Annotated in this window: 24 protein-coding genes; 14 read left to right on the top strand and 10 right to left on the bottom strand. The window is 66.3% G+C overall.

Features of this window, described 5'->3' with window-relative positions; translation table 11 throughout:
• Positions 1–19: 19 nt before the first annotated feature.
• The gene (locus tag OXH60_10790) at positions 20–1,090 is read left to right on the top strand and encodes a maleylacetate reductase (protein MDE0712605.1); all 1,071 of its coding nucleotides are present in this window, start codon (positions 20–22) and stop codon (positions 1,088–1,090) included.
• A gap of 24 nt (positions 1,091–1,114) precedes the next feature.
• Here the strand turns inward: OXH60_10790 and OXH60_10785 are convergent, their stop codons facing one another.
• Entirely contained in the window at positions 1,115–1,519 is a 405-nt protein-coding gene (locus OXH60_10785) for a VOC family protein (GenBank protein ID MDE0712604.1), read from the bottom strand.
• Positions 1,520–1,645: 126 nt separating this feature from the next.
• Between OXH60_10785 and nhaD the strand changes: the two genes are divergently transcribed.
• The 5 genes from nhaD (at position 1,646) to OXH60_10760 (ending at position 7,328) form a co-directional block, all read left to right on the top strand.
• On the top strand, positions 1,646–3,046 hold the full coding sequence (gene nhaD, locus OXH60_10780; GenBank protein ID MDE0712603.1) for a sodium:proton antiporter NhaD: 1,401 nt from the start codon (positions 1,646–1,648) through the stop codon (positions 3,044–3,046).
• A gap of 574 nt (positions 3,047–3,620) precedes the next feature.
• Positions 3,621–4,661, top strand: a complete 1,041-nt coding sequence (locus OXH60_10775) for an SPFH/Band 7/PHB domain protein (GenBank protein ID MDE0712602.1) — start codon at positions 3,621–3,623, stop codon at positions 4,659–4,661.
• Between the two features lie 12 nt (positions 4,662–4,673).
• Entirely contained in the window at positions 4,674–5,147 is a 474-nt protein-coding gene (locus tag OXH60_10770) for an NfeD family protein (GenBank protein ID MDE0712601.1), read from the top strand.
• A 99-nt stretch (positions 5,148–5,246) separates the two neighbouring features.
• Positions 5,247–6,665, top strand: coding sequence for a TolC family outer membrane protein (locus OXH60_10765; protein ID MDE0712600.1), 1,419 nt, complete (start codon positions 5,247–5,249; stop codon positions 6,663–6,665).
• A gap of 237 nt (positions 6,666–6,902) precedes the next feature.
• Entirely contained in the window at positions 6,903–7,328 is a 426-nt protein-coding gene (locus OXH60_10760; GenBank protein ID MDE0712599.1) for a hypothetical protein, read from the top strand.
• A 90-nt stretch (positions 7,329–7,418) separates the two neighbouring features.
• On the opposite strand, the gene OXH60_10755 is transcribed toward OXH60_10760, so the two are convergent.
• Genes OXH60_10755 through OXH60_10725 form a run of 7 tightly spaced genes read right to left on the bottom strand, consistent with a single transcriptional unit; the run spans position 7,419 to position 14,470 of the window.
• Positions 7,419–8,273 (bottom strand): DUF4743 domain-containing protein, encoded by an 855-nt coding sequence (locus tag OXH60_10755; GenBank protein ID MDE0712598.1) that lies wholly within the window; start codon positions 8,271–8,273, stop codon positions 7,419–7,421.
• 1 nt (position 8,274) lies between these two features.
• Positions 8,275–9,438 (bottom strand): MFS transporter, encoded by a 1,164-nt coding sequence (locus tag OXH60_10750; protein ID MDE0712597.1) that lies wholly within the window; start codon positions 9,436–9,438, stop codon positions 8,275–8,277.
• Between the two features lie 30 nt (positions 9,439–9,468).
• Entirely contained in the window at positions 9,469–10,416 is a 948-nt protein-coding gene (locus tag OXH60_10745; GenBank protein MDE0712596.1) for an acetyl-CoA carboxylase carboxyltransferase subunit alpha, read from the bottom strand.
• Positions 10,417–10,427: 11 nt separating this feature from the next.
• Positions 10,428–11,411 (bottom strand): CoA ester lyase, encoded by a 984-nt coding sequence (locus tag OXH60_10740; GenBank protein ID MDE0712595.1) that lies wholly within the window; start codon positions 11,409–11,411, stop codon positions 10,428–10,430.
• Entirely contained in the window at positions 11,408–12,343 is a 936-nt protein-coding gene (locus OXH60_10735; GenBank protein MDE0712594.1) for a tyrosine recombinase, read from the bottom strand. The genes OXH60_10740 and OXH60_10735 overlap by 4 nt, the downstream gene beginning before the upstream one ends.
• A 26-nt stretch (positions 12,344–12,369) precedes the next feature.
• Positions 12,370–14,304: a hypothetical protein gene (locus OXH60_10730; protein MDE0712593.1), complete on the bottom strand. Its 1,935-nt coding sequence runs from the start codon at positions 14,302–14,304 to the stop codon at positions 12,370–12,372.
• The gene (locus OXH60_10725) at positions 14,288–14,470 is read right to left on the bottom strand and encodes a hypothetical protein (protein MDE0712592.1); all 183 of its coding nucleotides are present in this window, start codon (positions 14,468–14,470) and stop codon (positions 14,288–14,290) included. The genes OXH60_10730 and OXH60_10725 overlap by 17 nt, the downstream gene beginning before the upstream one ends.
• Positions 14,471–14,707: 237 nt before the next feature.
• On the opposite strand from OXH60_10725, the gene OXH60_10720 reads away from it, so the two are divergent.
• The 5 genes from OXH60_10720 (at position 14,708) to OXH60_10700 (ending at position 19,639) form a co-directional block, all read left to right on the top strand.
• Complete coding sequence (locus OXH60_10720; GenBank protein MDE0712591.1) at positions 14,708–15,289, top strand: shikimate kinase; 582 nt, start codon at positions 14,708–14,710, stop codon at positions 15,287–15,289.
• Entirely contained in the window at positions 15,286–16,407 is a 1,122-nt protein-coding gene (gene aroB / locus OXH60_10715; GenBank protein ID MDE0712590.1) for a 3-dehydroquinate synthase, read from the top strand. Before OXH60_10720 ends, aroB begins: the two co-directional genes overlap by 4 nt.
• A 34-nt stretch (positions 16,408–16,441) precedes the next feature.
• Entirely contained in the window at positions 16,442–17,695 is a 1,254-nt protein-coding gene (locus tag OXH60_10710; protein MDE0712589.1) for a CNNM domain-containing protein, read from the top strand.
• A 393-nt stretch (positions 17,696–18,088) separates the two neighbouring features.
• The gene (locus OXH60_10705; GenBank protein MDE0712588.1) at positions 18,089–18,991 is read left to right on the top strand and encodes an AEC family transporter; all 903 of its coding nucleotides are present in this window, start codon (positions 18,089–18,091) and stop codon (positions 18,989–18,991) included.
• Between the two features lie 54 nt (positions 18,992–19,045).
• Positions 19,046–19,639, top strand: coding sequence for a DUF2889 domain-containing protein (locus OXH60_10700; GenBank protein MDE0712587.1), 594 nt, complete (start codon positions 19,046–19,048; stop codon positions 19,637–19,639).
• Here OXH60_10700 and OXH60_10695 read toward each other — a convergent pair.
• A complete protein-coding gene (locus OXH60_10695; GenBank protein MDE0712586.1) occupies positions 19,636–19,926 on the bottom strand; it encodes a BolA family transcriptional regulator in 291 nt (96 codons plus the stop codon). The genes OXH60_10700 and OXH60_10695 overlap by 4 nt on opposite strands.
• A gap of 209 nt (positions 19,927–20,135) precedes the next feature.
• Between OXH60_10695 and OXH60_10690 the strand changes: the two genes are divergently transcribed.
• From OXH60_10690 to OXH60_10680, 3 genes are read left to right on the top strand one after another with little or no spacing between them, the layout of a single operon-like run.
• Positions 20,136–20,657 carry a DnaJ domain-containing protein gene (locus OXH60_10690; GenBank protein MDE0712585.1) on the top strand — a complete coding sequence of 174 codons (522 nt, stop codon included), beginning with the start codon at positions 20,136–20,138 and terminating at the stop codon, positions 20,655–20,657.
• A 36-nt stretch (positions 20,658–20,693) separates the two neighbouring features.
• Positions 20,694–21,719 (top strand): cobaltochelatase subunit CobS, encoded by a 1,026-nt coding sequence (gene cobS / locus OXH60_10685; protein MDE0712584.1) that lies wholly within the window; start codon positions 20,694–20,696, stop codon positions 21,717–21,719.
• Positions 21,716–23,551, top strand: coding sequence for a cobaltochelatase subunit CobT (locus OXH60_10680; protein MDE0712583.1), 1,836 nt, complete (start codon positions 21,716–21,718; stop codon positions 23,549–23,551). The genes cobS and OXH60_10680 overlap by 4 nt, the downstream gene beginning before the upstream one ends.
• A gap of 6 nt (positions 23,552–23,557) precedes the next feature.
• Here the strand turns inward: OXH60_10680 and rpmB are convergent, their stop codons facing one another.
• Complete coding sequence (gene rpmB / locus OXH60_10675; protein ID MDE0712582.1) at positions 23,558–23,845, bottom strand: 50S ribosomal protein L28; 288 nt, start codon at positions 23,843–23,845, stop codon at positions 23,558–23,560.
• Positions 23,846–23,887 lie beyond the last annotated feature (42 nt).

Raw genomic sequence — 23,887 nt, 5'->3', positions numbered from 1 at the left:
ATTGCGGTTGCCAGACGCAGTGGAAAAGTTCGTCCACATCGGTCTTCCCGGCCGAGTGGTCTATGGCCCCGGCGCGCTCAGCAACTTGGGGGAAGAGATCAGCCGGCTCGGAGTCTCCCGGGTCATGGTCTGCTGCACGCCCGGCCGACGCGCGGTGGCGGAAGACCTGGCCGGGCGATTCCACGGTCAGGTTGGCGCTGTCTGCGCCGAGGCCCGCCCGCACGTTCCCGTTGAGGTCGTCGCGGTCGCTCGAGAAGCGGCCCGGCAAGCCGAGGCGGACGGATTGGTGGCCTACGGGGGCGGGTCCGCCATCGGTCTCGCGAAGATGATCGCCCACGTGGCGGACATCCCGATCATCGCCATCCCGACGACATTCTCCGGCTCCGAGTCGACCAACCTGGAAGGCATGCTGGAAGACGGCGTGAAGCGGCTGCATCAGTCGGAGCGGATGCTGCCGGTGACCATCATCTACGATCCGGAGGTCGTGCGCGGCCTGCCGCGGGAAGTTGCCATTCCAAGCGGCTTCAACGCGATCGCGCATGCCGTCGAGGCGTTCTACAGTCCCGGCGCCAATCCCTTTGCTTCGTTGCTGGCCGAAGAGGGGCTGGGCATGATGGCGCGGGCGCTCGAGCAATTGGCGGCCGATCCGCGCAGTCTGGACGGATGGGGCCTCGGCCTTCGCGCGGCCTGGCTATGCGGACAGCCGATCGTATCAGCGGGAATTGCGCTCCATCACAAGGCGGCCCACGTGGTCGGCGGGAGCTGGGGGTTGTCGCACGCTGATACGCACACGGCTCTCCTGCCCCACGCCATCGCGTACAACGCGGACGCGGCCCCCGACGCGATGACCCGCATCAGCCGGGCGCTTGGTACCGCCGACACGCATCCGGCGAAAAGTATGTTCGACCTCATGCGGAGGGTCGGCGCCCCCGTGGCCCTTCGGGACCTGGGCTTTCCCGAAGCGGGAATCGAACAGGCAGTTGCCATGATCCTCGCCGCCCCGTGCGAGAATCCGCGGCCGCTCGCGGCCGTGCCGCTGCGGACTATGATCGAAAACGCTTGGCGAGGAACGGCACCCGCACCCGAGTGAGCGGGCCTGGGCGGTGACGGGTGTTCAGGCGGTAGCGCTTCCGGTCGTCGGGCGCGTCTGATCGAACACGATTTCGATCTTCACGCCGTCAGGGTCCACGATAAACAGCTGACGAAATCGCCCGTCCGGGGTCACGCGCTCGTCGAACGCGATGCTTCTCGACGTCAACTCCGCTTTCGCGGCTTCGGGCGAGCCCGCGCCGGCAATCGCGAAATGGTCGACGGCCCCGGTGGGATTCTCCGCCGGCCGGCCGGTCACCAGATGCACGACAGCGTGTCCGGCAAGTGCCAGCCAGGCCCCGTCGAACTTGAACGGGGGCCGCCAGTCGGCAAGTTCCAATCCGAGCACATCGCGATAAAACGCCAACGAAGCGTCGAGATCACGGGTGCACACGGTCACATGGTCGAGAGAACGTAGCTGGACTGCCATACCGGCCTCCCAATCGCAGGTCGGGGTTTGGCAAGCATAGTGCAAGCAGCAGGCAGTGGCGGCGGACGGAGCGCTCGGCTATACGGGTCCCTGTCGCTACCGGCAGTTCCCTTCCGAGTGAGTACTATGCGCTTCATCGCCGCCTTAATGCTGCTCGCCCCGACCCCGGCTCTTGCCGCCGAGGCGTCCGGCGGAATGAATCTTGGTCTCACGACGGCCCCGATCGGGTTGTTTGCGTTGGTGATTTTCGTCATCGCCTACCTGGTGGTCATGACGGAGGAATTTACCCACATCCGGAAATCCAAGCCGGTGCTGATCGGCGGCGCCGCGATCTGGGTCCTGCTGGCGATCGCTGCCCGGGATACCGGTGCCGAGCAGCATGCGCTGCAGGACGCCTTCCGGCACACGTTCCTGGAATTCGCCGAGCTGTTCTTCTTCTTACTGGTCGCGATCACGTACATCAATGCGATGACGGAGCGGAACGTCTTCGAGTGGCTGCGCGCCTGGCTCGTTTCCCGGGGGTTTGGCCTTCGGAAGGTGTTCTGGATCACCGGCATCATCGCCTTCTTTCTGTCGCCCATCGCGGACAACCTGACCACCGCACTCGTGATGTGCGCAGTAGTGATGGCCGTGGGCAAGGGACAGCCCCGGTTCGTTGCCATCGCAGCTGCAAACATTGTGGTGGCGGCCAACGCGGGTGGCGCGTTTAGCCCGTTTGGCGACATCACCACGCTGATGGTCTGGCAGAAGGGCGTGCTGTCCTTCTGGGATTTCTTCGCGATCTTCGTGCCGTCAGCGGTCAGTTTCCTGATCCCGGCGGCGGTCATGCATTTCGCGGTTCCGGACGGGCATCCCACGGTCGAGTCGGACACGGTGCAACTCCGCACCGGTGCCCTTGTGATCGTCGCGCTGTTCCTGGGGACGATCTGCTTCACGGTGTCGTCCCACCAGCTGTTCCACGTTCCGCCAGCCTTCGGAATGCTGGCGGGCTTCGGCGTGCTCTGCTGGTACAGCCTGCTCCTCCGGCGCAGCGATCTCGGCCAGGCGCGCGCCGACGATGACGTCTTCGACATTTTCAAGACCGTCGGCCGCGGCGAATGGGACACGCTGTTCTTCTTCTACGGGGTCCTCATGTGCGTGGGCGGATTGGCCAATTTCGGCTATCTCGCCCTGTCCACTGAAGTGGTCTACGGCGGGCTTGGCAACACGTGGGCCAACTCGCTGGTCGGGGTCCTGTCCGCGATTGTCGACAACATTCCGGTGATGTTCGCGGTGCTGACGGCTTTCCCGTCCATGGATGAGGGACAGTGGCTGCTGGTGACCTACGCTGCGGGCGTCGGCGGCAGCATGATTTCGATCGGCTCGGCCGCGGGCGTTGCCCTGATGGGACAGGCCCGCGGGATCTACACCTTCTTCTCGCACCTCCGGTGGACGCCCGTGATCGCGGTGGGTTACGCGGTCGGGATCTGGGTGCACTTGCTGTGGAATGAAGCGCTGTTCGACCTCGTTCCGATTCCCTTGCCGTAGTCTGCGGAAACCCGGGGTTGCGGCATGGCGCTCGGTTGCTGCGCCGCGGCTACCTGATTCCGAGCCTCAAGACGCACTGGGTCAGGCTCAGTTCACGCAAGGACGGGCTTGCATGGGCCCAGCTGCGTAGCCGCCCGTCCGGCCGCCGCAAGAACGGCGGCGAAACAGTGTATTAGGGTATGTCGGCCGACGCTACCGAGGTGCCGGCCGCCGGGCTGAACCTCAGGTATCGGTTCTGGCCGGGAACTGCATCAGTCGGGAGGCTCGTTCACGGGGGCGCGGTTCGACACCGCTCCGGCGCACCGCGGTGGCGTCGGTCCGCCAACCGGGTACGGTGCTCCGTGCCGCCCGGCATCGACGCCGGATCACGCGCCGGGACCGAGCCGGCAGATAATGGCCAGTCGGGACGCCTGCCTACGGCTGCCGGGGCCATCGTTGCTTCGCCGGACCGCGCGGGGCGGCACCTCGATGGCAACGTGTATTGGCTTGTATTCGTGTGTATTTTGCTCAAGGCGTACGAATCATGCGACATTGAGCTGTTGGCGCTGCATTCGATCAACGGGAGCCCTTTGCCATGGAGGCATACAGCCTGAGTCCGTTCCTTGTTTTCGTCATCGCCGTGGTGGCCGTGATGGCCGTCATCGTGCTGTCCGGCGTCAAGCAGGTGCCGCAGGCCGAGCAGTGGACCGTCGAACGCTTCGGCCGTTACGTGCGCACCCTGCCGCCGGGATTGCGGCTGATCGTGCCGATCATCGACCGAGTTGGGCAGCGGCTGTCGATGCGAGAAACCGTACTCGACATTCCCTCACAGGACGTGATTTCACAGGACAACGCCACGATCACCGCCGATGGCGTTGCCTTCTTCCAGGTTGTGGACGCCCCCCGCGCCGCCTACGAAGTGCAGAACCTGAAGGGCGCCATGATCAACCTCGCGTTGACCAATATCCGAAGCGTCCTCGGCGCGATGTCGCTGGACGACATCCTGTCCAAGCGGGACGACATCAATGCTCGTCTCCTGCAGGTCATCGACACGGCTACGAACCCCTGGGGAGTCAAGGTGACACGTGTGGAGATCAAGGATCTCCGGCCTCCCGCGGACCTGGTGGAGGCGATGGGGCGACAGATGAAGGCCGAGCGCGACAAGCGCGCAGAGGTGCTGCAGGCGGAAGGGGACAAGCAATCGGCAATCCTGCGTGCGGAAGGGCTCAAGCAGGCGGCCATCCTGGAGGCCGAGGGCCGGCGGGAGGCGGCGTTCCGCGATGCGGAGGCGCGTGAGCGCGAAGCGCAGGCCGAGGCCCACGCCACGGCCTCCGTGTCGGCCGCCATCGCGGCCGGTGACATCAATGCGATCAACTACTTCGTGGCCCAGAAGTACGTGAGCGCGATTGGTAGCCTTGCCGCTGCACCCAACCAGCGGGTCGTGCTGTTCCCGGTGGAGGCTTCCAACCTGATCGGCAGCCTTGGCGGGATTGCCGAGATTGCGAAGTCGGTGTTCGGTAAGGACGGAGGCAGGCCGTCGGTGCCGACGGAGACCGTGCCCGTGGACGCCGCTGCAGACGAATTGACGGAGCCCGCGGCGACGGCGCGGGCATCGGTCCCGAAAGCGGGCGACTAGGGACCGAACACGGTGGATGTCCTGATCGGATGGCTATGGGCCATCGAATTCTGGCACTGGTGGGCGTTCGGACTCGCGCTCCTGGTGGTGGAGGCGTTCATCACTTCGATGGTGCTGGTCTGGCCTGCTGCGGGAAGCTTCGTGGTGGGCATCATCGTCGCGTTCGTGCCTGACCTCGACTGGCGCTACCAGATCCTGATCTTGGCCCTGACTTCGGGCGCCGCGGCCTTTGCATGGGAGTACGCGATCGGACGGCGGCGGGCCCCGGCCAGCGACCGTCCCGACCTCAACGTCCGCACTGCCCAATATCTGGGCCGGCGAGCGGTGCTCACCGACGCGCTTAACGGTGGCCGGGGCCGCGTGGCGTTTGACGATAGCGTCTGGCAGGTCCGCACCGAGACGGGCGAGACGCTCCAAGTCGGCACGGAAATCGAGGTGGTCGGGGCGGAAGGCCTGACCCTGCTGGTTCGTCGCGTTCACAAGTGATGGTGGGCGCTTGGTACCCCGTGGTCATCGCGGCAGGTCCCGGCCGACAGTTCTCGTCCCGTGTCGGCTACCATGCTTCGGGCGGTTTGCGACCGGCGGATGAGAGACACCAGTGTGCGCCGGAAGCGGTTTCTGATCCTGAACTGGCTGTGGGCGAGAGGAGATCAGCGGGCGCGTAAGGCGATCGTGACCGTATTGGCCGCAATCGCGGCAACCATTCCATCGGCGCGCGGTCTTTCCCTGGAAGAAGCATTCGTCTTGGCCGCGTCGGCAAATCCCACCGTGCGGGCGGCCCGCGAAGCCGCCCACGCCGATTACGCCGCGGTTTCGGTGGCCCGCTCCGCGTGGTTTCCCACGGTCCACGGGTTTGCCCGCGCCGACGCCGCCTACAACTGGCTGGATACGACCGCCATCCAGGAAGGTGACAATGCGGGGTACTCGACCACGGGGCGGTTCACGCTCGGGCTCGTGTACAACCACAGCTTGTACCGTGGCGGCAGTGATACCGAGAAGCTGCGCCACGCGCGCCGCACCGCCCGCCAGAGCATTGCGGCGGCACAGGGCGTCCAGCAGAGCGTACTGTTGCGCGTAGCCGTCGCGTATCTGGATGCCCTCTTGGCCGAGCATACGGTCGCGCTGCGGGAGGAGGCGTTGGCCGCATTCGAGGAGCGCGCCCGGGAGGCACGTGTCCTGTTTGAGGTCGGCGAGCGCACGCGAAGCGATGTCGCCCAGGCCGAAGCCGAACGGGCGGTTGCGGCTACCGCCATTCTGTCCGCCCGCGCTCAGCTTGCGATTGAGCGGTCCCTGCTGGAGAAGCTGGTTGGCACGCCGCCGGGTCGGCTCGAACCCGCCGCCGAGCCGGATCCGATGCTGTTGCCGCCGACGCTCGACGACGCCCGCCGGGCAGCCGAGCACCTGGGACCGGCTGTGCTGGTAGCGCAACACGCCCTGCATGCGGCCGAGCATGCAATGCGTGCCATCCACGGCGAGGCCGGCCCGACGGTGGATATCGTGGGGTCCATGTCGGTGACGAACAAGCACGATCGGGGCCAACGCTTCTTCCTGCCTGGTGCTCCCCTGACGAGTCCGGATTCGGTGGCCAGGGAACGCAGGGCGGACATCAGCGCCGGCATCCAGCTTCGGATACCGATTTACCAGGCCGGCGCGGTCAAGGGCCGTCTGAACCAAGCCAAGCGGATTTACCTGCAACGCCGGGAAGAATGGATGGCGGCGCGGCTGGAAGCCGCGCAGAAGACAGAGAGCGCATGGCACAACCTGCAGACCGCACGGGAGCGCAGCGCGGCGATCTTGACGGCGGTGATGGCATCGGAAACCGCTCTCGAGCATATTCGGCACGAGGCGGATGTCGGCAAACGCTCGCTACGGGAAGTGCTGGATGCCCAGCGCATTCTGGTTGAGCAGGAGATCGAAGCGCTGACAGCGGAGCGGGACCGGATCGTGGAGAGCTATCGCCTGCTGGAGGCCGTGGGCGGTCTCAGGATCGGAGACCTGCGGTAGCGGGGAGACAGGTGATGTGCCGGCCGAGCGTACCTGCGGCAGCGGTCGCAAACGGCCGAGCCCGTGCCACCCGGTCAACCCAGTTGGAACTCCCTGTCATTCGATGCCGGTGGGTCAGCCGCACAAAGGGACCGGGGTACCGGTTCCCACGTGAGCGTGACGCCGGGTATGTATGTGCCTCGATGGGTCGGTCAGGTGGCCGGCGATACCACGCCTGGGTGCCCGGGAGGAATGGAAGTGGCTGATGCGAAGCTGACCGACACGGAACGTGCTGCCGCCCGTCACATGCGGGCGGCAGCCGAGTTGGTGGCGCACTACGTGGATGTCGCCGCGCGCGCCGGCGCCAGCGCCGACGACATCAACGCCGTCTTGTCTCGCGTCGTGGCGGCGACGGTACTGGCGGAAATTTGGGTCACGGACGAAACCGGGAAGACCCAGTACAGCAGCACGCCGGGCACCGCGTTCACGTTTCCTTCCGATCCTGCGGCGCTAGGTCAGGCGGCGCCGTTTGCGATGCTGCTGACCGGACAGGCAGTCCACGTCGAACAGGGCGTGCAACCCCGGGAGCTGGACGGGAAACACATGATGTATGTCGGTGTCGCCGGAGTTGATCGTCCGCGCATCGTTCAGGTCGGTCTGTCGGAAGCAGACGTCGCCACGTAACGACCTGTCCACCGCCACGCCGGCGACGCGTTCGTCAGCTGCTTCGGGACGGGCGGGCGGCCGTCCGGTTCGGCCAGCCGGCGGATCGCATCAGCGTGCGGAACCCCGGAGCCCCCGAGCGAGGCTCGAGTAGCCGGGCTCCCGGTCCGGGTCCATCAGGCCGTGCCGCAACAGGAAGTCGATCAGCACCGGTCCACAGTTGAACTTGAAGGAAGCGCCGTTCCGCAGCAGCTCAAGGACCTGCTGCCATGGCATCAGCGAAAAATCCTCTACTTCGCCGTCGAGATTGCGCGGACGGATGTCTTGATGCATCGGCAGGTCGTACAGGAACAGCGTGTCATCCCGGAGGAATTCGCCCTCCTGATGACAGTACGCGAGTGCTCCTGTGGGTCGCGCAGCGTCCACCAGAGGAGATGCCAGGCCCGCCTCTTCCTGCGCTTCCTTCCTGAGCGTTTCGACTACCGTCATGCCGGATGCAATGCCGCCGGCGATCGTGTTGTCGAGCTGACCGGGCGCGATTTCCCGGTCGCGGGAGCGCCTGGGAATCCAGATCAAGGGTCCGTCGGCGTCGGCGACGTAACCGACCACGTGGACCCCATACCCGGGGAATCCGAACGTAGGGAGCAGGGCGCGGTCGCACCGTGCCAGCGGATTTCCGCCGAACGGTCGCACGACGTCGAACAGTTCTCCGGTGGGCGCGCGTGCCAGCCCGGCCTCAGCCAGTGCGGGCAGTGCTTCGGCCAGCCTCCGCGTGCGCATGGCGGGATCGTCACCGTTCCACAGCAGCACGTCGGCACCTGGCTGCAACCAGGGAAGGCGCTCGAGCAGGTACGGCACGCGCCGGTGATGAATGCGGCCGACCAGCGTTCCATCGATGCGCAACGGGACGAAATCCCTGAGGTCTGCATTGGCGCAGGCGCTGATGATTGCTGGAAGCCCTCGCACGTCAGTCTCCCGGCGCGTACTTGCTGAACAGCCACAGCGCGCCGACCGCCATCACCACCGCAAACACGGCCCCCGCCATGTACGGCCAGCTTGGGCTGACATGATGAAAACCGGCGCCTGCTACTGCTGGGCCGACGATCCGGGCGAACGCCGCCGCCGATTGCGCAAGGCCGAACGCCGCACCGGCGCTGTTGTTCCGGATGGTTCCGGCGATCAGCGCGGCCAGTGCCGGATTGGCAAATCCCAAGCCAAACACCAGCGCGACAATGGACGGGACCAAGAGCATCAGATCGGTGCTGGCCGCGATACCGGCCATGCCGACCGCCAACAGCACGATCCCAGTTCCGGTGGTTGCCGGGTTCCCGATCCGGCTGGCCACCCGCCCCACCAGCACACCCTGAACCAGGACGCCGAGCACGCTGGCACCGGCAAAGAGGTAGCCGTTGTGGAGTGGCCCCCAGTGGAGCACCCGCTCCGACCACAGGGCGAATGTCGACTCCATGCCCGCAAACACGAGGGTCACGCCGAAATAGAGGAACACGAGGCCGCCGCAGAACCCACCGGCAAAGGCGGGCAGGAGCCTGCGAACGGGATTGCGGCCCGCTTCCGGCGTTTGCCGGCGTTGCGGTTCGCGCATGAAGACGGCGCCCAACGCCACCGCTAGGCCGGAAACGCCGATCGCTGCCAGCAGCGGCGATGAGAAATCCGCCGTCGCGGGATCCATTCCCGCCAGCAGGCCGCCGATGGCAGGCCCGGCTACAAAGCCGACCGATAGGGCGGCGCCAAACAGTCCCATGCCGCGCGTGCGGTCCTCGGGAGCCATCACATCGGAAATGTACGCTTGGGCGACCGCAAGGTTCCCGGCCATCGCGCCCGCGGCGGCGCGCGCGATGACTAGGTCGGTAAGGGACTGGGCATGCAGCAGCAGGAGATAGGCGCCGATTCCGCAGGCAAGCGTCGTGAGCAGTACTGGTTTTCGGCCCCATCGATCGGACAGCCCGCCCCAGAGCGGCGAGGTCACCAACTGTGCCGCCGAGAACGTCGTCATCAGCAGGGCGATCTCTTGGGGATTGGCGCCGTGGCTTTCCGCGTAGAACGGGAGCATCGGGATGATGATCCCGAACCCCATCATGTCGATCGCGACGATTAGCAGGACAACCGGCATGGGACGGCCCCCAGGCCGGAACAAACGCAGCTAAATGCGGCGGAAGTCGATGTACTTCTTGCGCCGCGCAGCAACCAGCGCGCGTGGGTCCTTGCCTTCCAGCGCTGTCACGGCCGTTTCCAGGTGTTGCCCCACCGACTTGAGAACGGAATCCGGCTTCCGGTGTGCTCCGCCCACGGGCTCGGGGATGACGGTATCGACCACGCCGAAAGATTTCATGTCCGCCGCGGTCAGGCGGAGCGCCTCGGCAGCGGCGTCGGCCTCGTCGTTGGTGCGCCAGAGGATCGACGCGCATCCTTCCGGAGAGATCACCGAGTACACGCTGTTTTCGAGCATCAGGACCCGGTCGGCGGACGCAATGGCCACCGCCCCGCCGGAGCCGCCCTCGCCCACGATGACGCTGACGATGGGCACCCCGACGGACAGGCAGGTCCGGATCGCCTGCGCGATCGCTTCTGCCTGGCCGCGTTGCTCGGCTCCGACTCCAGGATACGCGCCGGCGGTGTCGACGAAACTGATGATCGGCAGCTGGAAACGGTCAGCGAGCCGCATCAGGCGCACGGCCTTGCGATAGCCTTCCGGTCTGGCCATGCCGAAGTTGCGGCGCACCCGCTCGGCGGTCTCTCGTCCCTTCTCGTGTCCGAGCACCACGACAGAACGCGATCGGAATCGTCCGAGACCACCGACCATCGCCGGGTCCTCGCCGAAGCAGCGGTCGCCGGCCAGCGGCTGAAATTCTTCGATCAACGCCTCGACGTAGTCGAGCATGTGCGGTCGGTCCGGATGCCGGGCGACCTGCGTCAGTTGCCAGGGCGTGAGCTTGGCATAGGTCTGCTGGAGGAGGAGTTGCGCCTTGGATTGCAGGCGTCCCACTTCCTCGACGATGTTGAGGTCGCTTTCGCCGCTCAGATGGCGAAGCTCACGAATCTTGCCTTCGAGTTCGGCGATTGGCCCTTCAAAGTCGAGAAAGTGCTGCATCGGTGTTGCCGTCAGCCCGCCGACCCACGGATCTGGTCCGCCTTCCTGACCAGATTCTCGGCCTGCTTGATCGAAGCGATGTCGATCATTCGACCGTCGAGCGCCACCGCCCCTGCCCCTTCGCGTTGCGCCTTGTGCATTGCCTCGAGAATTCGCCGTCCCTGGACGATGTCCTGCTCGGACGGGCTGAACAATTCGTTGGCCAGCGGCACTTGGGAAGGATGGATCGCCCACTTCCCTTCGCAGCCGAGCACGCCTGACCGGTTTCCCTGCGCGCGATAGCCGTGCGGATCCGAGAAATCGCCAAATGGCCCATCAATCGGACGAAGTCCAGCTGCCCTGGCTGCCACCACCAACCGTGATATCGCGTAGTGCCACATGTCACCCCAATGGTAGGCGCGTTCCTCGCCCTCCAGCAAATCGGTGAGCACGCCGTAATCCGGGTGCGGGCCGCCGATGCTGGTCGTGCGGGCGCGGGTTGAGGCTGCGTAGTCGGCGACGCCGAAGTGCAGCGACTCGTTTCGCGGTGACGCCGCGGCAATCTCGTCCACGTTGGCCATGCCCTGCGCCGTTTCAATGATCAGTTCGAAACCGACGGGCTTGGTCCGGCCCTTCGCGTGCTCAACCTGCGATACCAGCACGTCCACAGCGTAGACGTCGGCGGCATTGCCGACCTTCGGGATCATGATCAGATCCAGCCGGTCCCCGGTCTGCTCAAGCAGGTCGATGACGTCACGATACATGTAACCGGTATCGAGTCCGTTGACCCGCACCGAGACGGCACGGTCACCCCAGTCGACATCGTTGAGGGCGGAGACGACATGCTTTCGGGCCTGCTCCTTGTCGTCCGGCGCGACGGCGTCCTCGAGGTCGAGCACCACGATGTCCGCTGCCGACTTCGCCGCTTTCTCGAACAATTCGGGCCGGCTGCCGGGAACGGACAATTCGCTGCGGTTCAAACGGGCGGTGGCCTGTTCGACGATCTGGAAGCTCATAGGGGTCCTTTTGTCCGCGCATCCGTCGTCCCGTCGGCACAGTGCGGAGCTGCATGCTGCCGCGCCAGCGGGTGAGCGGCCAGCGCGCGGCGAACGGACTCGTCGACAACGTGCGTGTAGATCTGCACGGTCGAGATGTCTTCATGGCCCAGCAATTTCTGCAGGGTACGAAGATCAGCGCCCCGGGCAAGCATGTGGCTCGCGAATGCATGCCGAAGCACGTGCGGCGAGATGCGAGAGGGGGCGATACCGGCGCGGGCCGCGAGCTCCTTCAGCGACTGGGCCAGGCGTTGGCGGGTGAGGTGTCCGCGACCGGAGGGAAACAGCCAGCGGGCGGGCGCTGCGGAAGACCTTTCGGCGTCCCGGACCTCCAGCCACGCCCGAATCGCGTCCCGGGCCGGTTCTCCGAGGGGCAGTCGCCGTTCCTTGTTGCCTTTCCCGATAACGGTGAGGGCCGTGAGATCAGGCGCCAGCGCGGCGAGCGGAATTCCGACCAACTCCGACACGCGGAGGCCGGTGCCGTAAAGGAGTTCAAGGGCTGCCTGGAGGCGGAGTCCGCGCGGACTCGAGTCGGCGGCCGCAGTCTCGAACAGCTGCTCTACCTCGGCCTCGTCCAGCACTTTGGGCAAGGTGCGCGCCCGCTTGGGAAACTGCAGCGTTTCTGCCGGGTTGTCGTCGCGGAGACCCTCGGTCAGCAGGAAGCGGTAGAACTCGCGGATGGAAGAGAGATGGCGTGCCTGCGTGCGGCGGGCGAGGCCGCGGGCGGCGAGCAGGCCCAGGTAGTGCCGGAGATCGGCCGCGGTCGCGGCTTCCAGGGTGGTCGCACGTGGCTCCAGCGCACGCTCCAGCCGACGGAGGTCACGCGCGTAGGCATCCTGCGTATGGGGTGAGGCTTGCCGCTCCGCCGCCAGCATGTCGACAAAGAGCGCAATTCGGTCCGGTGCCCGCGAGAGGGTGGTCAGATGACGGCCTCCAGCGCGATCGCCCGCGCATCGTCGGTGAGGCCGATCGCTCGCAGGCTGCGGATGGCGGCGTTCAGGGTCAGCGGATCGGCCGCGGCCGGACCGCCGGAGCCGAGGATCGACAATACGAACAGCACGGTCTCCGCCGTCCGCGAATTCGCCACCGCATCTCGCAGCTGGTAACGGGCTGGTGCGCTCGGGATCGTGGCGGTGGTTCGCACCGAAGCGTCGCCGAGCAGAGTCACCCAGGACCCTCGCGGAACCGGCACATCCATGGCTTCCAGCACGACCAGCAGCCGGCTCAGCTGATTGGCATGGTCATCCGGCGATCCGGTTACCGGGAGCGTGGCCCGGACGTCCTCGCGCGGGAACACCTCGAACGGCTCTGGTATCGGCCTGCCCACCAGGGCCAGGGCCGGGAACAGGGAGTAAAGCTGGCCCGACGTCATGAAGTCGAGGTCCGCGGAACTCGTCAGCATCCGGACCCACTCCTCGGCTTCCGCGTAGCGGTCGCCGGCAAGGAGCGCCCGGGCGGCCGCCACCGAGAACCAGGCGAGATCTTGCCGGGGCTTCACGGTAGCGGCGACCGCCCCGGTCACCTGAGCCATCACCGTGAAGCCGGGATCTGGGTCGGCCCGGTCCCAGAGCAGCCGGAGGAATCGGGCCCGGTCAATCGTGGTCGTGGCATTCAGAGCGGCCTGGAACAGGAGGGCCCGGGCGAGCACAGGATGCAGCGCGTCGGCCTGGGTTCCGGCGCCACGGAGCTGCTCGGGCGTGAACTCGACGGCAGCGTACGTTTCCGCCAGGGCGCCATCCCGAAGAGCTCCGACGCGCGCCGCCTGCTCGGCGGCATAGATCCGGCGCACGGTGTCGCCGGCAGCGGTCTCGGCGATCGCCCGCAGCACGGGCAGACCCGCGGCATTCTGGTACCTGACCAAGGCTTCGCCGCCGCTTGCGAGCAGCGCGAGTGCCAAGTAATCGTCGTCGGAGACCTCCACCCCTTCCGGCAGTGGGCTGTCGTCCAGTACCGCATAGGCCAGCGCCGACACGACGGTGTCGGAGGGGAGCACTTCCTCCAGAAGTTGAAGCGTGAGGTGCGCGGCGTCCAGCGCACCCCCTCGGATCTGGCAGACGGCGAGCGCCAGTCGGAGCCGGGTGGACGGCTGATTTGCCAGTCGCTGTCGTACTTCCGCGCAGGCTTGCTCGGCGTCGCCGGTCAGGATCCGTCCTTCGAGCACCCGCTCATCCAGGGCTGGACCCACCGTGTCCGACGACACGGCTTGGGCCAGCAGGGCCAGGCCCTCTCCGTCCGCCAGCCGCACCAGGAGACGGATCCGTTCCTCAAGGAAGTGCGGTACTTCTCCCGTGTCGGTGTTGATCGGCTGCCCGTCGGGGCCCAGCTGGACAATTTCGCGCTGCGGTGGCCGCTCCGGCGCCGCGGCGCGACTCAGGAGCAGGCGGCGGGTGAGGCTGCGCATGGCGGGCGAATCGATCGCATCCGGAACCGCGGCCAGCAGGCGTGCCGCGAGTGCCGCGTCGGTGCCCTCCCACATCGTCCACCCGAGGCCGCCTTCACTCCCGGTCAGCACGCCGAACCAGCCGGGTCGGGCGGTGGGCAGGTCCGAGACCATGACGCCTTCGTTCAGCTGAGGAACTTGGAACGCGGGCGGCACCTCGTCCTCGCCGTCACCCGCCTCGTCATCGATGAGGGCGGCGTCCGGAGTCGTGTTGGGTACGAGCTGGATCGGCGACTCGCCGGTCGCGGCAGGTGTCTGGTCTGCAGCCGCTTCCGTCGGGCCCTCGGCAGGCAACATGGATTCAGGGTCCGTCGCCTGTGCGGCCGCGACGGCCGGCAGCAGGAGCGCGAGGCAGGCGGCACAGGCGGCGGAACGAATCAGGAAGCGGGAAATACGCTCAAAAGAAGCGATCATTCGGGATTTGCTCTTCCACGAGTGCAGGTTCAGGAGTGATGTCCACGGAGAGGAGCACATACACGCCGGTACCCAGAACCGCGGCGATTGCCAGAAGGAACAGCGCAGTCAGAATCTGCGTTCTGCGCCGCGCCTCCAAACGAGTCTGTTCTTGACGGGCAAACATTGCTCGAATTGGTCCTAGCCTGGCTCTGAGGCAACAATATAGAACAGATGGTGCGGGCCAGAGGCAATCCGCTGGTGACGAAAGACCCCCGTTGACTCCTGCTCCCGCGAACGGAACTTGACGAGTGAATTGATACCGGGACGGCTGCGCGTCGCGGCATGGTAAACTGCCCGTCTGTTGCGACACAGCAGGGCGGACGCACGCAGGCCTGCCGGATCGTTATGGGGAGCGTCACCGGTGGAGACTGGGAGCGCACACGCGTTGGGCGATGATTCGGATGCCCGTGCCGCATCGCAGGTGCTCGGTCGTCGACACTTGGTGCTCGTGGGGTTGATGGGGGCCGGAAAATCCGCCATTGGTCGGCGACTTGCCGACACACTCGGTCGGCCGTTCGCCGACAGTGACGCGGTGGTGGAGGCCGAGGCCGGGCAGACGATCTCAGATATCTTTGCGCGTGATGGCGAGGACGCCTTTCGGCAAATGGAGGAAGCGGTCCTCAAACGTCTGCTTGGAGGTGCTCCAACGGTCATTGCCACCGGCGGCGGCGCGTTCCTGCGCCCGGCGAACCGGGCCCATATCAAGCAGACCGGGCTTTCGGTATGGCTGCGCGCCGAGCTCGACGTCCTGGTCGGGCGGCTCCGTCGGCCGGCCACCCGGCCCTTGCTGGCCGGCGACAGCACCCGCAATGCGCTGACGGCACTGATGGAAAAGCGATACCCGGTCTACGGAAAGGCGGATGTGGTGGTCGTTTCGGAAGACGTTGCGCATGCAGTGACGGTCCGCCGGACACTCGCGGCCATCGCCGCGGTCACCGCATGAACACGCCGCACCTTCAGGTCTCCGTCCCGCTGGGTGATCGGGCTTACCAGGTCGCGGTGGGACCGGGCGTGCTGGGCGCGGCTGGGCGGCTCCACCGCGAACTGGACCTCGGGCCCGCCCTGATCGTGACCGAGCCGGAGGTGGCCGAACACCACGCCTCGGTGGTGGTCGACTCCCTCCGGGACGCCGGCGTGCCGGTTCGTGCTGTTCTCGAGGTTCCGTCCGGTGAACCGGCAAAGACGCATGCCTCGTTCGAACACCTGGTGGAGCGAATGCTGGCAGCTGAAATCCGGCGCGACTGCAGCGTCTACGCGGTGGGCGGCGGGTGCGTCGGTGATCTGGCCGGGTTCGCGGCGGGAACCGTGCTGCGCGGGGTGGCGTTGGTGCAGGCTCCGACCACGCTTCTGGCCCAGGTGGACAGTTCGGTGGGCGGCAAGACGGCGATCAACACCCGGGCGGGGAAGAACCTGCTGGGGGTGTTCCATCAGCCCCGCCTCGTGCTCGCCGATATTGCGACCCTGCGGACGCTGCCCGTCCGCGAGCTTCGCGCGGGCTACGGGGAAGTGGTGAAGTACGGCCTGCTCGGCGACGCCGAACTGTTTGGCTGGCTGGAACGGCACGGCCAGGCGCTGCTTGCCGGCGACGAAGACCTTCGCACGACCGCGGTCGAGCGCTGCTGCCGGATCAAGGCGCAGGTGGTCGCGGACGACGAGCGTGAGCACAGCGGACGTGCCCTGCTCAACCTGGGCCACACGTTCGGGCACGCGCTCGAGGCTGAAGCCGGGATGGATGGCACCCTGCGCCACGGCGAGGCGGTGGCGGTTGGCTGCGTCCTTGCCTTCCGGTATTCGGAGCGGCGCGGACACGCCGCCGCGGGAACGGCGGACCGGATTGCGCGGCACCTGGCAGAGGTGGGATTGCCCACGTCTCCGCGGCAAGCGCTGGGCCGGCCTTGGTCGGCCGACACGGCGGTCCGGCAGATGCAGTCGGATAAGAAGATCCGAAGCGATGACAAGATGCCGCTGGTCCTGGCTAGGGCGATCGGTGACGCATTTGTGGCGCCGGATTGCAGCCGTGACGACATTGCCGCCTTTCTGCATGCGGAGGCAGAGAATTGACCGGCACCGCCGCTTTCACCTTCAGGACTGACGCTTGAACCCGCTTCCGATAGACCTTGCCGCCATCGGTGGCCTGCTGCTGCTTTCCGCGTTCTTTTCTGGGTCCGAAACCGCCCTGACGGCGGCATCGCGTCCCTGGATACACCTCCACGCCGCGCGCGGTGACCGACGGGCGCTCAGGGTGCAGCGCCTGCTCGACCGCCGCGAACAGATGATCAGCGCAATCCTGCTCGGCAACAACCTGGTCAACATTCTGGCGTCTGCCTTGGCCACCCGGGCCCTGATCGAGCGGTTTGGCGGAGCCGGCGTGCTGTATGCGACCGTCGTGATGACGTTGCTGGTCTTGGTATTCGCGGAAATCCTCCCGAAGACTGTCGCGATCCGCCACGCCGACCGTATCGCCCCTTGGGTGGCGATTCCGGTGGCGCCGCTGGTAACGCTGCTGACGCCGTTGACGATGGTCGTCGGGGCGGTGTTCCGGCTCGGCGGTCGGCTGGGTCGTGCCGCATCGGCCGGCCGGACGGCACGGGAGGAACTCCGCGGCGCGATTGAACTCGCGGCAACGGCGGGGGTTCGTCGTCGCGACCGCAACATGCTGCGGAGCGTGCTCGATCTCGACCACGTGACGGTGCGAAGCGTGATGGTGCCGCGGGTCCGGATGCTGACGCTGGACGCTTCTCAGCCGACCGATGTCCTCGCGTCCGAGGTCCTCAGGAACCCGTACACCCGGTACCCGGTCTGGGAGGATGAACGGGAGAACATCATCGGCATCCTGCACGCACGCAAACTCTTCATGCGGATTCAGGAGATGGGAGGGGCGACATCCATCGAGATCCGCGAAGTGCTGGATGAACCATGGTACGTGCCGGACGTCACCACGCTGGCTCACCAGCTGGACTCATTTCGTGCCCGGCAGACCCCCATGGCCCTCGTGGTCGACGAATACGGAGCATTGGAAGGCCTGGTAACCCTGAAAGACATACTCGAGGACATCGTCGGCGACATTCCGGATGAATTCGATCCGGTACGGACGCTCCCGCAGCCGGAGACGGACCAGAGTGTGATCGTGCCGGGCGACACGTCGGTGCGCGACCTGAACCGGCGCTACGACTGGCAGCTACCCACGGACGGAGCACCGACGATTGCTGGTCTCGTGATCGATGAGGCCGAGGAACTTCCGGAAGAGGGAGCCGAGGTGCAGGTGCCCGGCTTCGCAGTGCAGGTCCTGCGAAAGGACGGGGCGCGGCTCGTCCGGCTGCGCCTCCGCCCGAATGCGGAATTGCAATAGGGCCAGCCGCTTCGGCTAGCCGCGACACCGGCTTTGCTCTACACCGGCCGCGCCCTGCCCCTGCGGGAAACCCTTGGCGACAGCCCGTCCGCGCGCCGGCACGCGTTTCCGACCTTGACAGTCGAGAGGGAACGGGAGCGCGTCGGGTGGTCGCCGCCCCTCTGCAGCCATGGCCGCATAGCGTTCCGCCGGTCGGGGAACGGGCGAGGTCTGGCCGCCGCGTCCGGGGTTGCTGCGTCCCTTGCCTGCATGTCGACGCGGCAGTACTGCTGACGTCCGGCGCTAGGGTGCATGGGTCGGGCTCGACGGCTTGGGGTCATCACCGGGTCTCTTCTGCATGTTTCCCGGAGTTCCGGGATTCCGACCGGCGGCGGCTACTGGACTGGATTTGCTGTGATCGGTTCCCTGGGCACCATCGTTCTGGCGCTCCTACCCATCCTCGCACCGGTATTCGCGATTTCGGGGCTCGGATACCTGTGGGTCAAGGGCGGGTTCCATTTCGATACGCGGCAAGTCACGGATCTTGTCAGCCGGGTCGGGGCACCGTGCCTGATCTTCACGACGCTGGCGACACTCGGGTCGCCGGCCGCGCTGGCGATCGATGTGGCGCTGGCAGCCATCTTCATGATCCTCGGCGCGATGATCATCGGTCTGGTTGCGCTGCCGCTCGCGGGCCTGTCGCGGCGGACGTTTCTCGCGCCGATGATGTTCCCGAACAGCGGCAATCTCGGGATTTCCATCTGTCTCTTCGCGTTTGCCGCCGCGGGTCTCGAGCTTGGGATCGTCTTCTTCACAGTCACCGCGACGCTGCACTTCACGCTCGGCGTCCTGATCTGGTCCGGGAACGCCAATCCCATCGCGCTGTTGCGCACCCCGTTTCCGTACGCCGTGGCGGCCGGGCTGGCCGTGCTGCTGACCGATGCCGCAGTGCCCGAATGGGTGTTTGCCACCACGTCGCTCCTGGGCGGCATCGCCATCCCGCTGATGCTGTTCACGCTGGGCGCGACGATCGCCAACATCCAGGTCGTTTGGTTCGGTCGCATCGTGCGCGCCGTCGCCATGAAATATGCCATTGGCTTGGGGCTGGCGTTCGCGATTACCGCTGGCCTTGGCCTCGAGGGTGTCGCCCGGGGGGTCGTGCTGATCCAGGGGGTCCTGCCGACACCGGTATTCGCGGCCCTTTTCGCCCAGCATTACCGGCGCAGCCCCGAGGAGGTCGCCAGCGTCGTGGTCATCACCACCATTGCGTCGCTGGTCCTGGTGCCCATCATGCTCACGTACTTGTTGCTACCCTGACCCGCCGCCAGGCGGGCCACCCAAGAACTTGTTTCGTCATCGGAGAACGCCGCAATGCCCTTGCCTGAACCCGAAGCCCGCACCTCCCTGCACTGCCGCCAGCTGATTTGCCGCGGCTACCGACGCGAGGACGGTCTTTGGGACATCGAGGGGCACCTTTGTGACACCAAGGACTATGGCTTCACGACCCGTTGGCGCGGAGACGTCGCGGCCGGCGACCCCATTCACGACATGTGGATCCGATTGACCGTCGACGACGACTTCATCGTTCAAGAGGTGCACGTGGCGGTGGAGAAATCGCCGTACCCGATGTGCCCGGCGGTCATTCCCAATCTGCAGCGACTAAAAGGGATCCCGATCGCTCGGGGTTGGCGACGGGCGGTGCGCGAGCGGCTGGGTGGCACTGCGGGCTGCACCCATCTGGTGGAGATGCTGTTTCCGCTTGCCACGGCTGCCTTCCAGACGATTTATCCGGCGCGGATCCGCGACAGGGGACAGCCGGTGGAAGATCTGCAGGCGGGCGACCGGCCCATGCTCCTGAACACGTGCCACGCCTACGCGGAAAGCAGTCCGGTAGTGCGCGACCTCTACCCCGCGCACTACCGCCCCGCAGCGACCGAGAGCGGCGCGGCGGAAAGCCGGTCCTAGGGGTTCGTCTCGGCGCCGGGATCCGGTGCGGGCACTGACAGCTCGAGAGCCAGCGCATGTACGCCTCCAGCCAGCTCCTCCTTGAGGATCTCGTGCACCAGCTGGTGCCGCTCGATCCGGCTCAGGCCGCGAAACGCGGTACTCTCGATCTTTACCCGGTAGTGGCTCTCCCCGCCGTGCGGGGCGCCGGCGTGTCCGGCATGCAAGCGGGATTCGTCTTCGATCTCGATACTTGCCGAGCCAAGACGGGCCTGCAGCGCTGCCAGCATTCGTTCCGCTCGGGTCACCCTGCGCGCTCCTCTTCAGCTGATGGCCGAGCCGACACCCTGACGCATGGATTTGATCACCGCAAGCGCTCCGATGCCGGCACCGCCCGCTTCGGCGGCGACCCTTTGCCTGAATCGATTTGTGCCACCATGATGCGGCCATGACTGCTCGTCGCTCTCGCCGCAATCCTCCTCGCGGAGCACCAGAATGCCTGGGCGACGATGCCCGCGTGCCTCCGCGCGTGTGCGAACATCCCGGATGCACCGACCTCGGACAGTACCCGGCGCCGCGGTCGCGTCGGGCTCTTCGCAACTGGCGCTGGTTTTGTCTGGCCCATGTCCGGGAGTACAACCGACGCTGGAACTATTTCGAAGGCTGTGATGAGGTGGAGATCGGCCGAGAGGTTCGAGACGACATCGGCTGGCAGCGTCCGACCTGGCCGCTCAGAGAGCATGTGCGGAGGTCTGAGCCGCGGTTGACGGACTGGTTCGGTCTGTTTCGCGAGAGCGGCCGGCCACGCGAGGGTCAACGCGCCTCGCGCCGCGCGCGGCCGGACGCGCACGTGATGCGCGCCCTCCGCGTGCTCGGTCTCGGCGAGGAAGCGTCGCTGGAGACCATCAAGACGCGCTATAAGTCGCTCGTGAAGTCGCACCATCCGGACGCCAACGGCGGCGACACAAGAGCGTCGGACCGGCTGGTCGGAATTAACGCGGCGTATGCCGTTCTTACCCGTTACCACGGCAAGGCCTGAGCGGGCCGCGCTTTCCGCAAAGTCGAACACGCACACATGTCGAATATTCCAGCTGGCCCCGAAGCCGTTCGAACCCCTGTACCCGATTCCGTCGTCTCGGTTCGAGACGTCTTCGGAATCGATACCGACCTCGAGGTCCCCGCGTACTCGCAGCCGGATGAGCATGTTCCGGAGATCGACGATTCGTACCGATTCGATCCCGAGACGACCCTCGCCATCCTTGCGGGATTTCGCGACAACCGCCGGGTATTGATCCAGGGCTATCACGGCACGGGCAAGTCAACGCATATCGAGCAAGTGGCCGCCCGCCTGAACTGGCGCTGCGTCCGGATCAACCTCGACAGCCACATCAGCAGGATCGATCTCGTCGGCCGGGACGCCATCGTGGTCCGTGACGGCCACCAGATCACCGAGTTCCGGGAAGGCATGCTGCCATGGGCGCTGCAATCCCCGACGGCGCTGGTGTTCGATGAGTACGACGCCGGTCGACCCGACGTCATGTTCGTGATCCAGCGGGTGCTGGAAGTCGACGGCCGACTCACGCTCCTCGACCAGAACCGTGTCCTGCGCCCGCATCCCGGGTTCCGCCTGTTTGCGACGGCCAACACCATCGGCCTTGGTGATGCCAGCGGCCTCTACCACGGAACCCAGCAGATCAATCAGGGACAGATGGACCGCTGGAACGTGGTGGCGACGCTGAACTATCTGGCGGAGGACGCAGAAGTGGAGATCGTCCACGCCAAGGTGCCGGCCTTCGCGGAACCGGGGCACTCGGAGACCGTGAAGGCGATGGTCGCCGTGGCCAATCTGACGCGCCGGGGACTGGCGGCCGGTGACATCTCGACGGTCATGTCACCGCGGACCGTGATCACGTGGGCCGAGAACGCGCTCATCTTTGAGGCCGGCGGCGGCGGCCGGGAGGAGGCTAACGCGCTTGCGTTCCGCCTGACGTTCCTGAACAAGTGCGACGAAGTCGAACGTTCGGTGGTAGCGGAGTACTTCCAGCGCTGTTTCGGGCGCGACCTGCCGGAAAGCTGGGTCAGCGGGATGCCAAAGGGATGACGGTAGTCAGGGCCCGCGGTCGACTGGACGACTTCAAGCGGGCGACCGCGGGGGCGGTCCGGGCGCTGGCCGGCCAGGCGGATGTGGAAGTGAGGTTCGGCAACGTGTCCACGGAGGCGCCCGCGGTCTCCATTCCCGTGCCGACCCGCGACGCCGTCGATGCCGCGTCGATACGCGGGATCGCCGACACGGCTGCGCTCAAGCTGCGGCACCATGACGCAGCCCTCCACCAGGAGCTCGGGTCCCCGAATCCGCTTGGCCAGGCACTGCTCGACGCCGCCGAGCAGGCGCGGTACGAGGCGCTGGGCGCCAACGCCATGCGGGGCGTGGCCGACAATCTCGACGCGGCGCTGGCCGACGAGGCGCGTCGGTCCGCCGCCATCACGGCGGCGGAAGACGGGAACGACGCGCTTGCCAGTGCGCTGCGGCTCATGGTGCGGGAGCGGCTGACGGGCCGTCCCGTTCCCGCGGACGCCGCCGCCCTCGTGCAGCGGTGGGAAGGCACGTTCCGCTTTGCGAGCGGCAGATCACTCGACACCCTGGCTGACGTGATCGATGACCAGGCGGCTTTCGCGAACCACCTTCGGGAGCTGTTGGACGACCTCGACCTGCACACCCTGACCCGTCAGGAAGACGAACAGGGCGAAGACGAGGAGAGCGCGACGGACGACGAGCAGTCCCAAGGCAACATGGATGCGGAAGACGAGGACGACGGCGAGACGGACGGCATGCCCGGGACCGGCGCCCTGGACGACGAGCTTCCGGAGGAAGATGGCGGCGACAGCACGTCCGGGCTGGACGGCGAGGGCGATGAGGAGGAGGAAAGCAGTGCGCCGCCCGCCTGGCACAATCTCTCTGCCGACGGTTCCGAGCAGGTTCCGTACGCCGTCTTCACGCGGAAACACGACGAGGTCATTCCGGCGGAAGAATTGTGTGCCCCGGATGAGCTGGTCAGGTTGCGGGAAGCGCTGGACCGGCACCTCGTGCAGTTCGAGAGTCTCATCGCGCGACTTGCCCACCGGTTGCAGCGTCTGCTGCTGGCCCAGCAGGTGCGCTGGTGGGAGTTCGACCTGGAGGAAGGTCTCCTCGACTGCGCCCGGCTGGCCCGCGCGGTGGTCGACCCCGCCACGCCGCTGTCGTTCAAGCGCGAGGCGGAAACACGTTTTCGCGACACTGTTGTGACGCTGCTGCTGGACAATTCGGGCTCGATGCGGGGCCGGCCGATTACGGTCGCCGCGATCAGTGCGGACATCCTCGCGCGTACCCTCGAGCGATGCGGCGTCAAGGTGGAAATTCTCGGGTTTACGACCCGGGCCTGGAAAGGCGGGCAGGCGAGAGCTGCCTGGCTGGAGGCGGGCCGGCCCGCGGGGCCGGGCCGGCTCAACGACCTTCGGCACATCGTCTACAAGGCCGCTGACACACCTTGGCGCCGGGCGCGGCGGAACCTCGGTCTGATGCTTCGGGAAGGCCTGCTAAAGGAGAACATCGACGGCGAAGCATTGCTGTGGGCGCATCACCGGTTGCTTGCGCGCACCGAACAGCGGCGAATCCTCACGGTAATTTCGGACGGAGCCCCGGTGGATGACAGCACCCTGTCAGCCAACCATGGCCATTATCTCGATCGGCATCTCCGCGAAGTGATCGACATGATCCAGCGGACGTCACCAGTGGAATTGGTGGCAGTCGGAATAGGGCATGACGTGACCCGCTACTATCGGCGGGCAATCACGATATTTGACGTCGCGCAACTGGGCGGCGCGATCACCGGGCAGCTTGCCGAACTGTTTTCCGAAGAGATGCGTCCCGGTCGCCCTGGGCCGCTGGCGATCTAGGAACGTCTAGACGCTTGTCTGGCGTTTCTCGAGGCGCGTGCGAAGCGCTCGGGCTCGCGATGAAAGACACTGCGGATCGGCATCCAGGAGGAACAGGTCGAGACCGCCCTTCCGGTCCACGGTCCGGAGCGTCGAGGCAGCTACACGAAACCGGACGGTCTGGTTAAGCAGATCGCTGTGCAGCGACACGCGCTGCAGATTCGGGAGAAATCGGCGGCGTGTCTTGTTGTGGGCGTGGCTGACGTTGTTGCCGGTAAGCACGCCCTTGCCAGTAAGTTCACAGCGTCGTGACATGTGATGTCGTCCTGAGTTCGATCCGGTGCGAGCCGATCCGGC

Source organism: Rhodospirillales bacterium, assembly GCA_028824295.1.
In the GTDB taxonomy this organism is placed as follows: Bacteria; Pseudomonadota; Alphaproteobacteria; order TMED109; family TMED109; genus VXPW01.
Note: the sequence above shows the minus strand (reverse complement) of the source record. Positions and strands in the feature narration are given on the sequence as shown.

Excerpts from the sequence above, each read along its gene's own strand:
- rpmB (MDE0712582.1), bottom strand. The coding sequence starts at position 23,845 with ATGTCACGACGCTGTGAACTTACTGGCAAGGGCGTGCTTACCGGCAAC.
- OXH60_10725 (MDE0712592.1), bottom strand. The coding sequence starts at position 14,470 with ATGTTTGCCCGTCAAGAACAGACTCGTTTGGAGGCGCGGCGCAGAACG.
- OXH60_10745 (MDE0712596.1), bottom strand. The coding sequence starts at position 10,416 with ATGCAGCACTTTCTCGACTTTGAAGGGCCAATCGCCGAACTCGAAGGC.
- OXH60_10700 (MDE0712587.1), top strand. The coding sequence starts at position 19,046 with ATGCCCTTGCCTGAACCCGAAGCCCGCACCTCCCTGCACTGCCGCCAG.
- OXH60_10765 (MDE0712600.1), top strand. The coding sequence starts at position 5,247 with ATGAGAGACACCAGTGTGCGCCGGAAGCGGTTTCTGATCCTGAACTGG.
- aroB (MDE0712590.1), top strand. The coding sequence starts at position 15,286 with ATGAACACGCCGCACCTTCAGGTCTCCGTCCCGCTGGGTGATCGGGCT.
- OXH60_10740 (MDE0712595.1), bottom strand. The coding sequence starts at position 11,411 with ATGAGCTTCCAGATCGTCGAACAGGCCACCGCCCGTTTGAACCGCAGC.
- OXH60_10750 (MDE0712597.1), bottom strand. The coding sequence starts at position 9,438 with ATGCCGGTTGTCCTGCTAATCGTCGCGATCGACATGATGGGGTTCGGG.
- cobS (MDE0712584.1), top strand. The coding sequence starts at position 20,694 with ATGTCGAATATTCCAGCTGGCCCCGAAGCCGTTCGAACCCCTGTACCC.
- OXH60_10775 (MDE0712602.1), top strand. The coding sequence starts at position 3,621 with ATGGAGGCATACAGCCTGAGTCCGTTCCTTGTTTTCGTCATCGCCGTG.
- nhaD (MDE0712603.1), top strand. The coding sequence starts at position 1,646 with ATGCGCTTCATCGCCGCCTTAATGCTGCTCGCCCCGACCCCGGCTCTT.
- OXH60_10680 (MDE0712583.1), top strand. The coding sequence starts at position 21,716 with ATGACGGTAGTCAGGGCCCGCGGTCGACTGGACGACTTCAAGCGGGCG.
- OXH60_10730 (MDE0712593.1), bottom strand. The coding sequence starts at position 14,304 with ATGATCGCTTCTTTTGAGCGTATTTCCCGCTTCCTGATTCGTTCCGCC.
- OXH60_10785 (MDE0712604.1), bottom strand. The coding sequence starts at position 1,519 with ATGGCAGTCCAGCTACGTTCTCTCGACCATGTGACCGTGTGCACCCGT.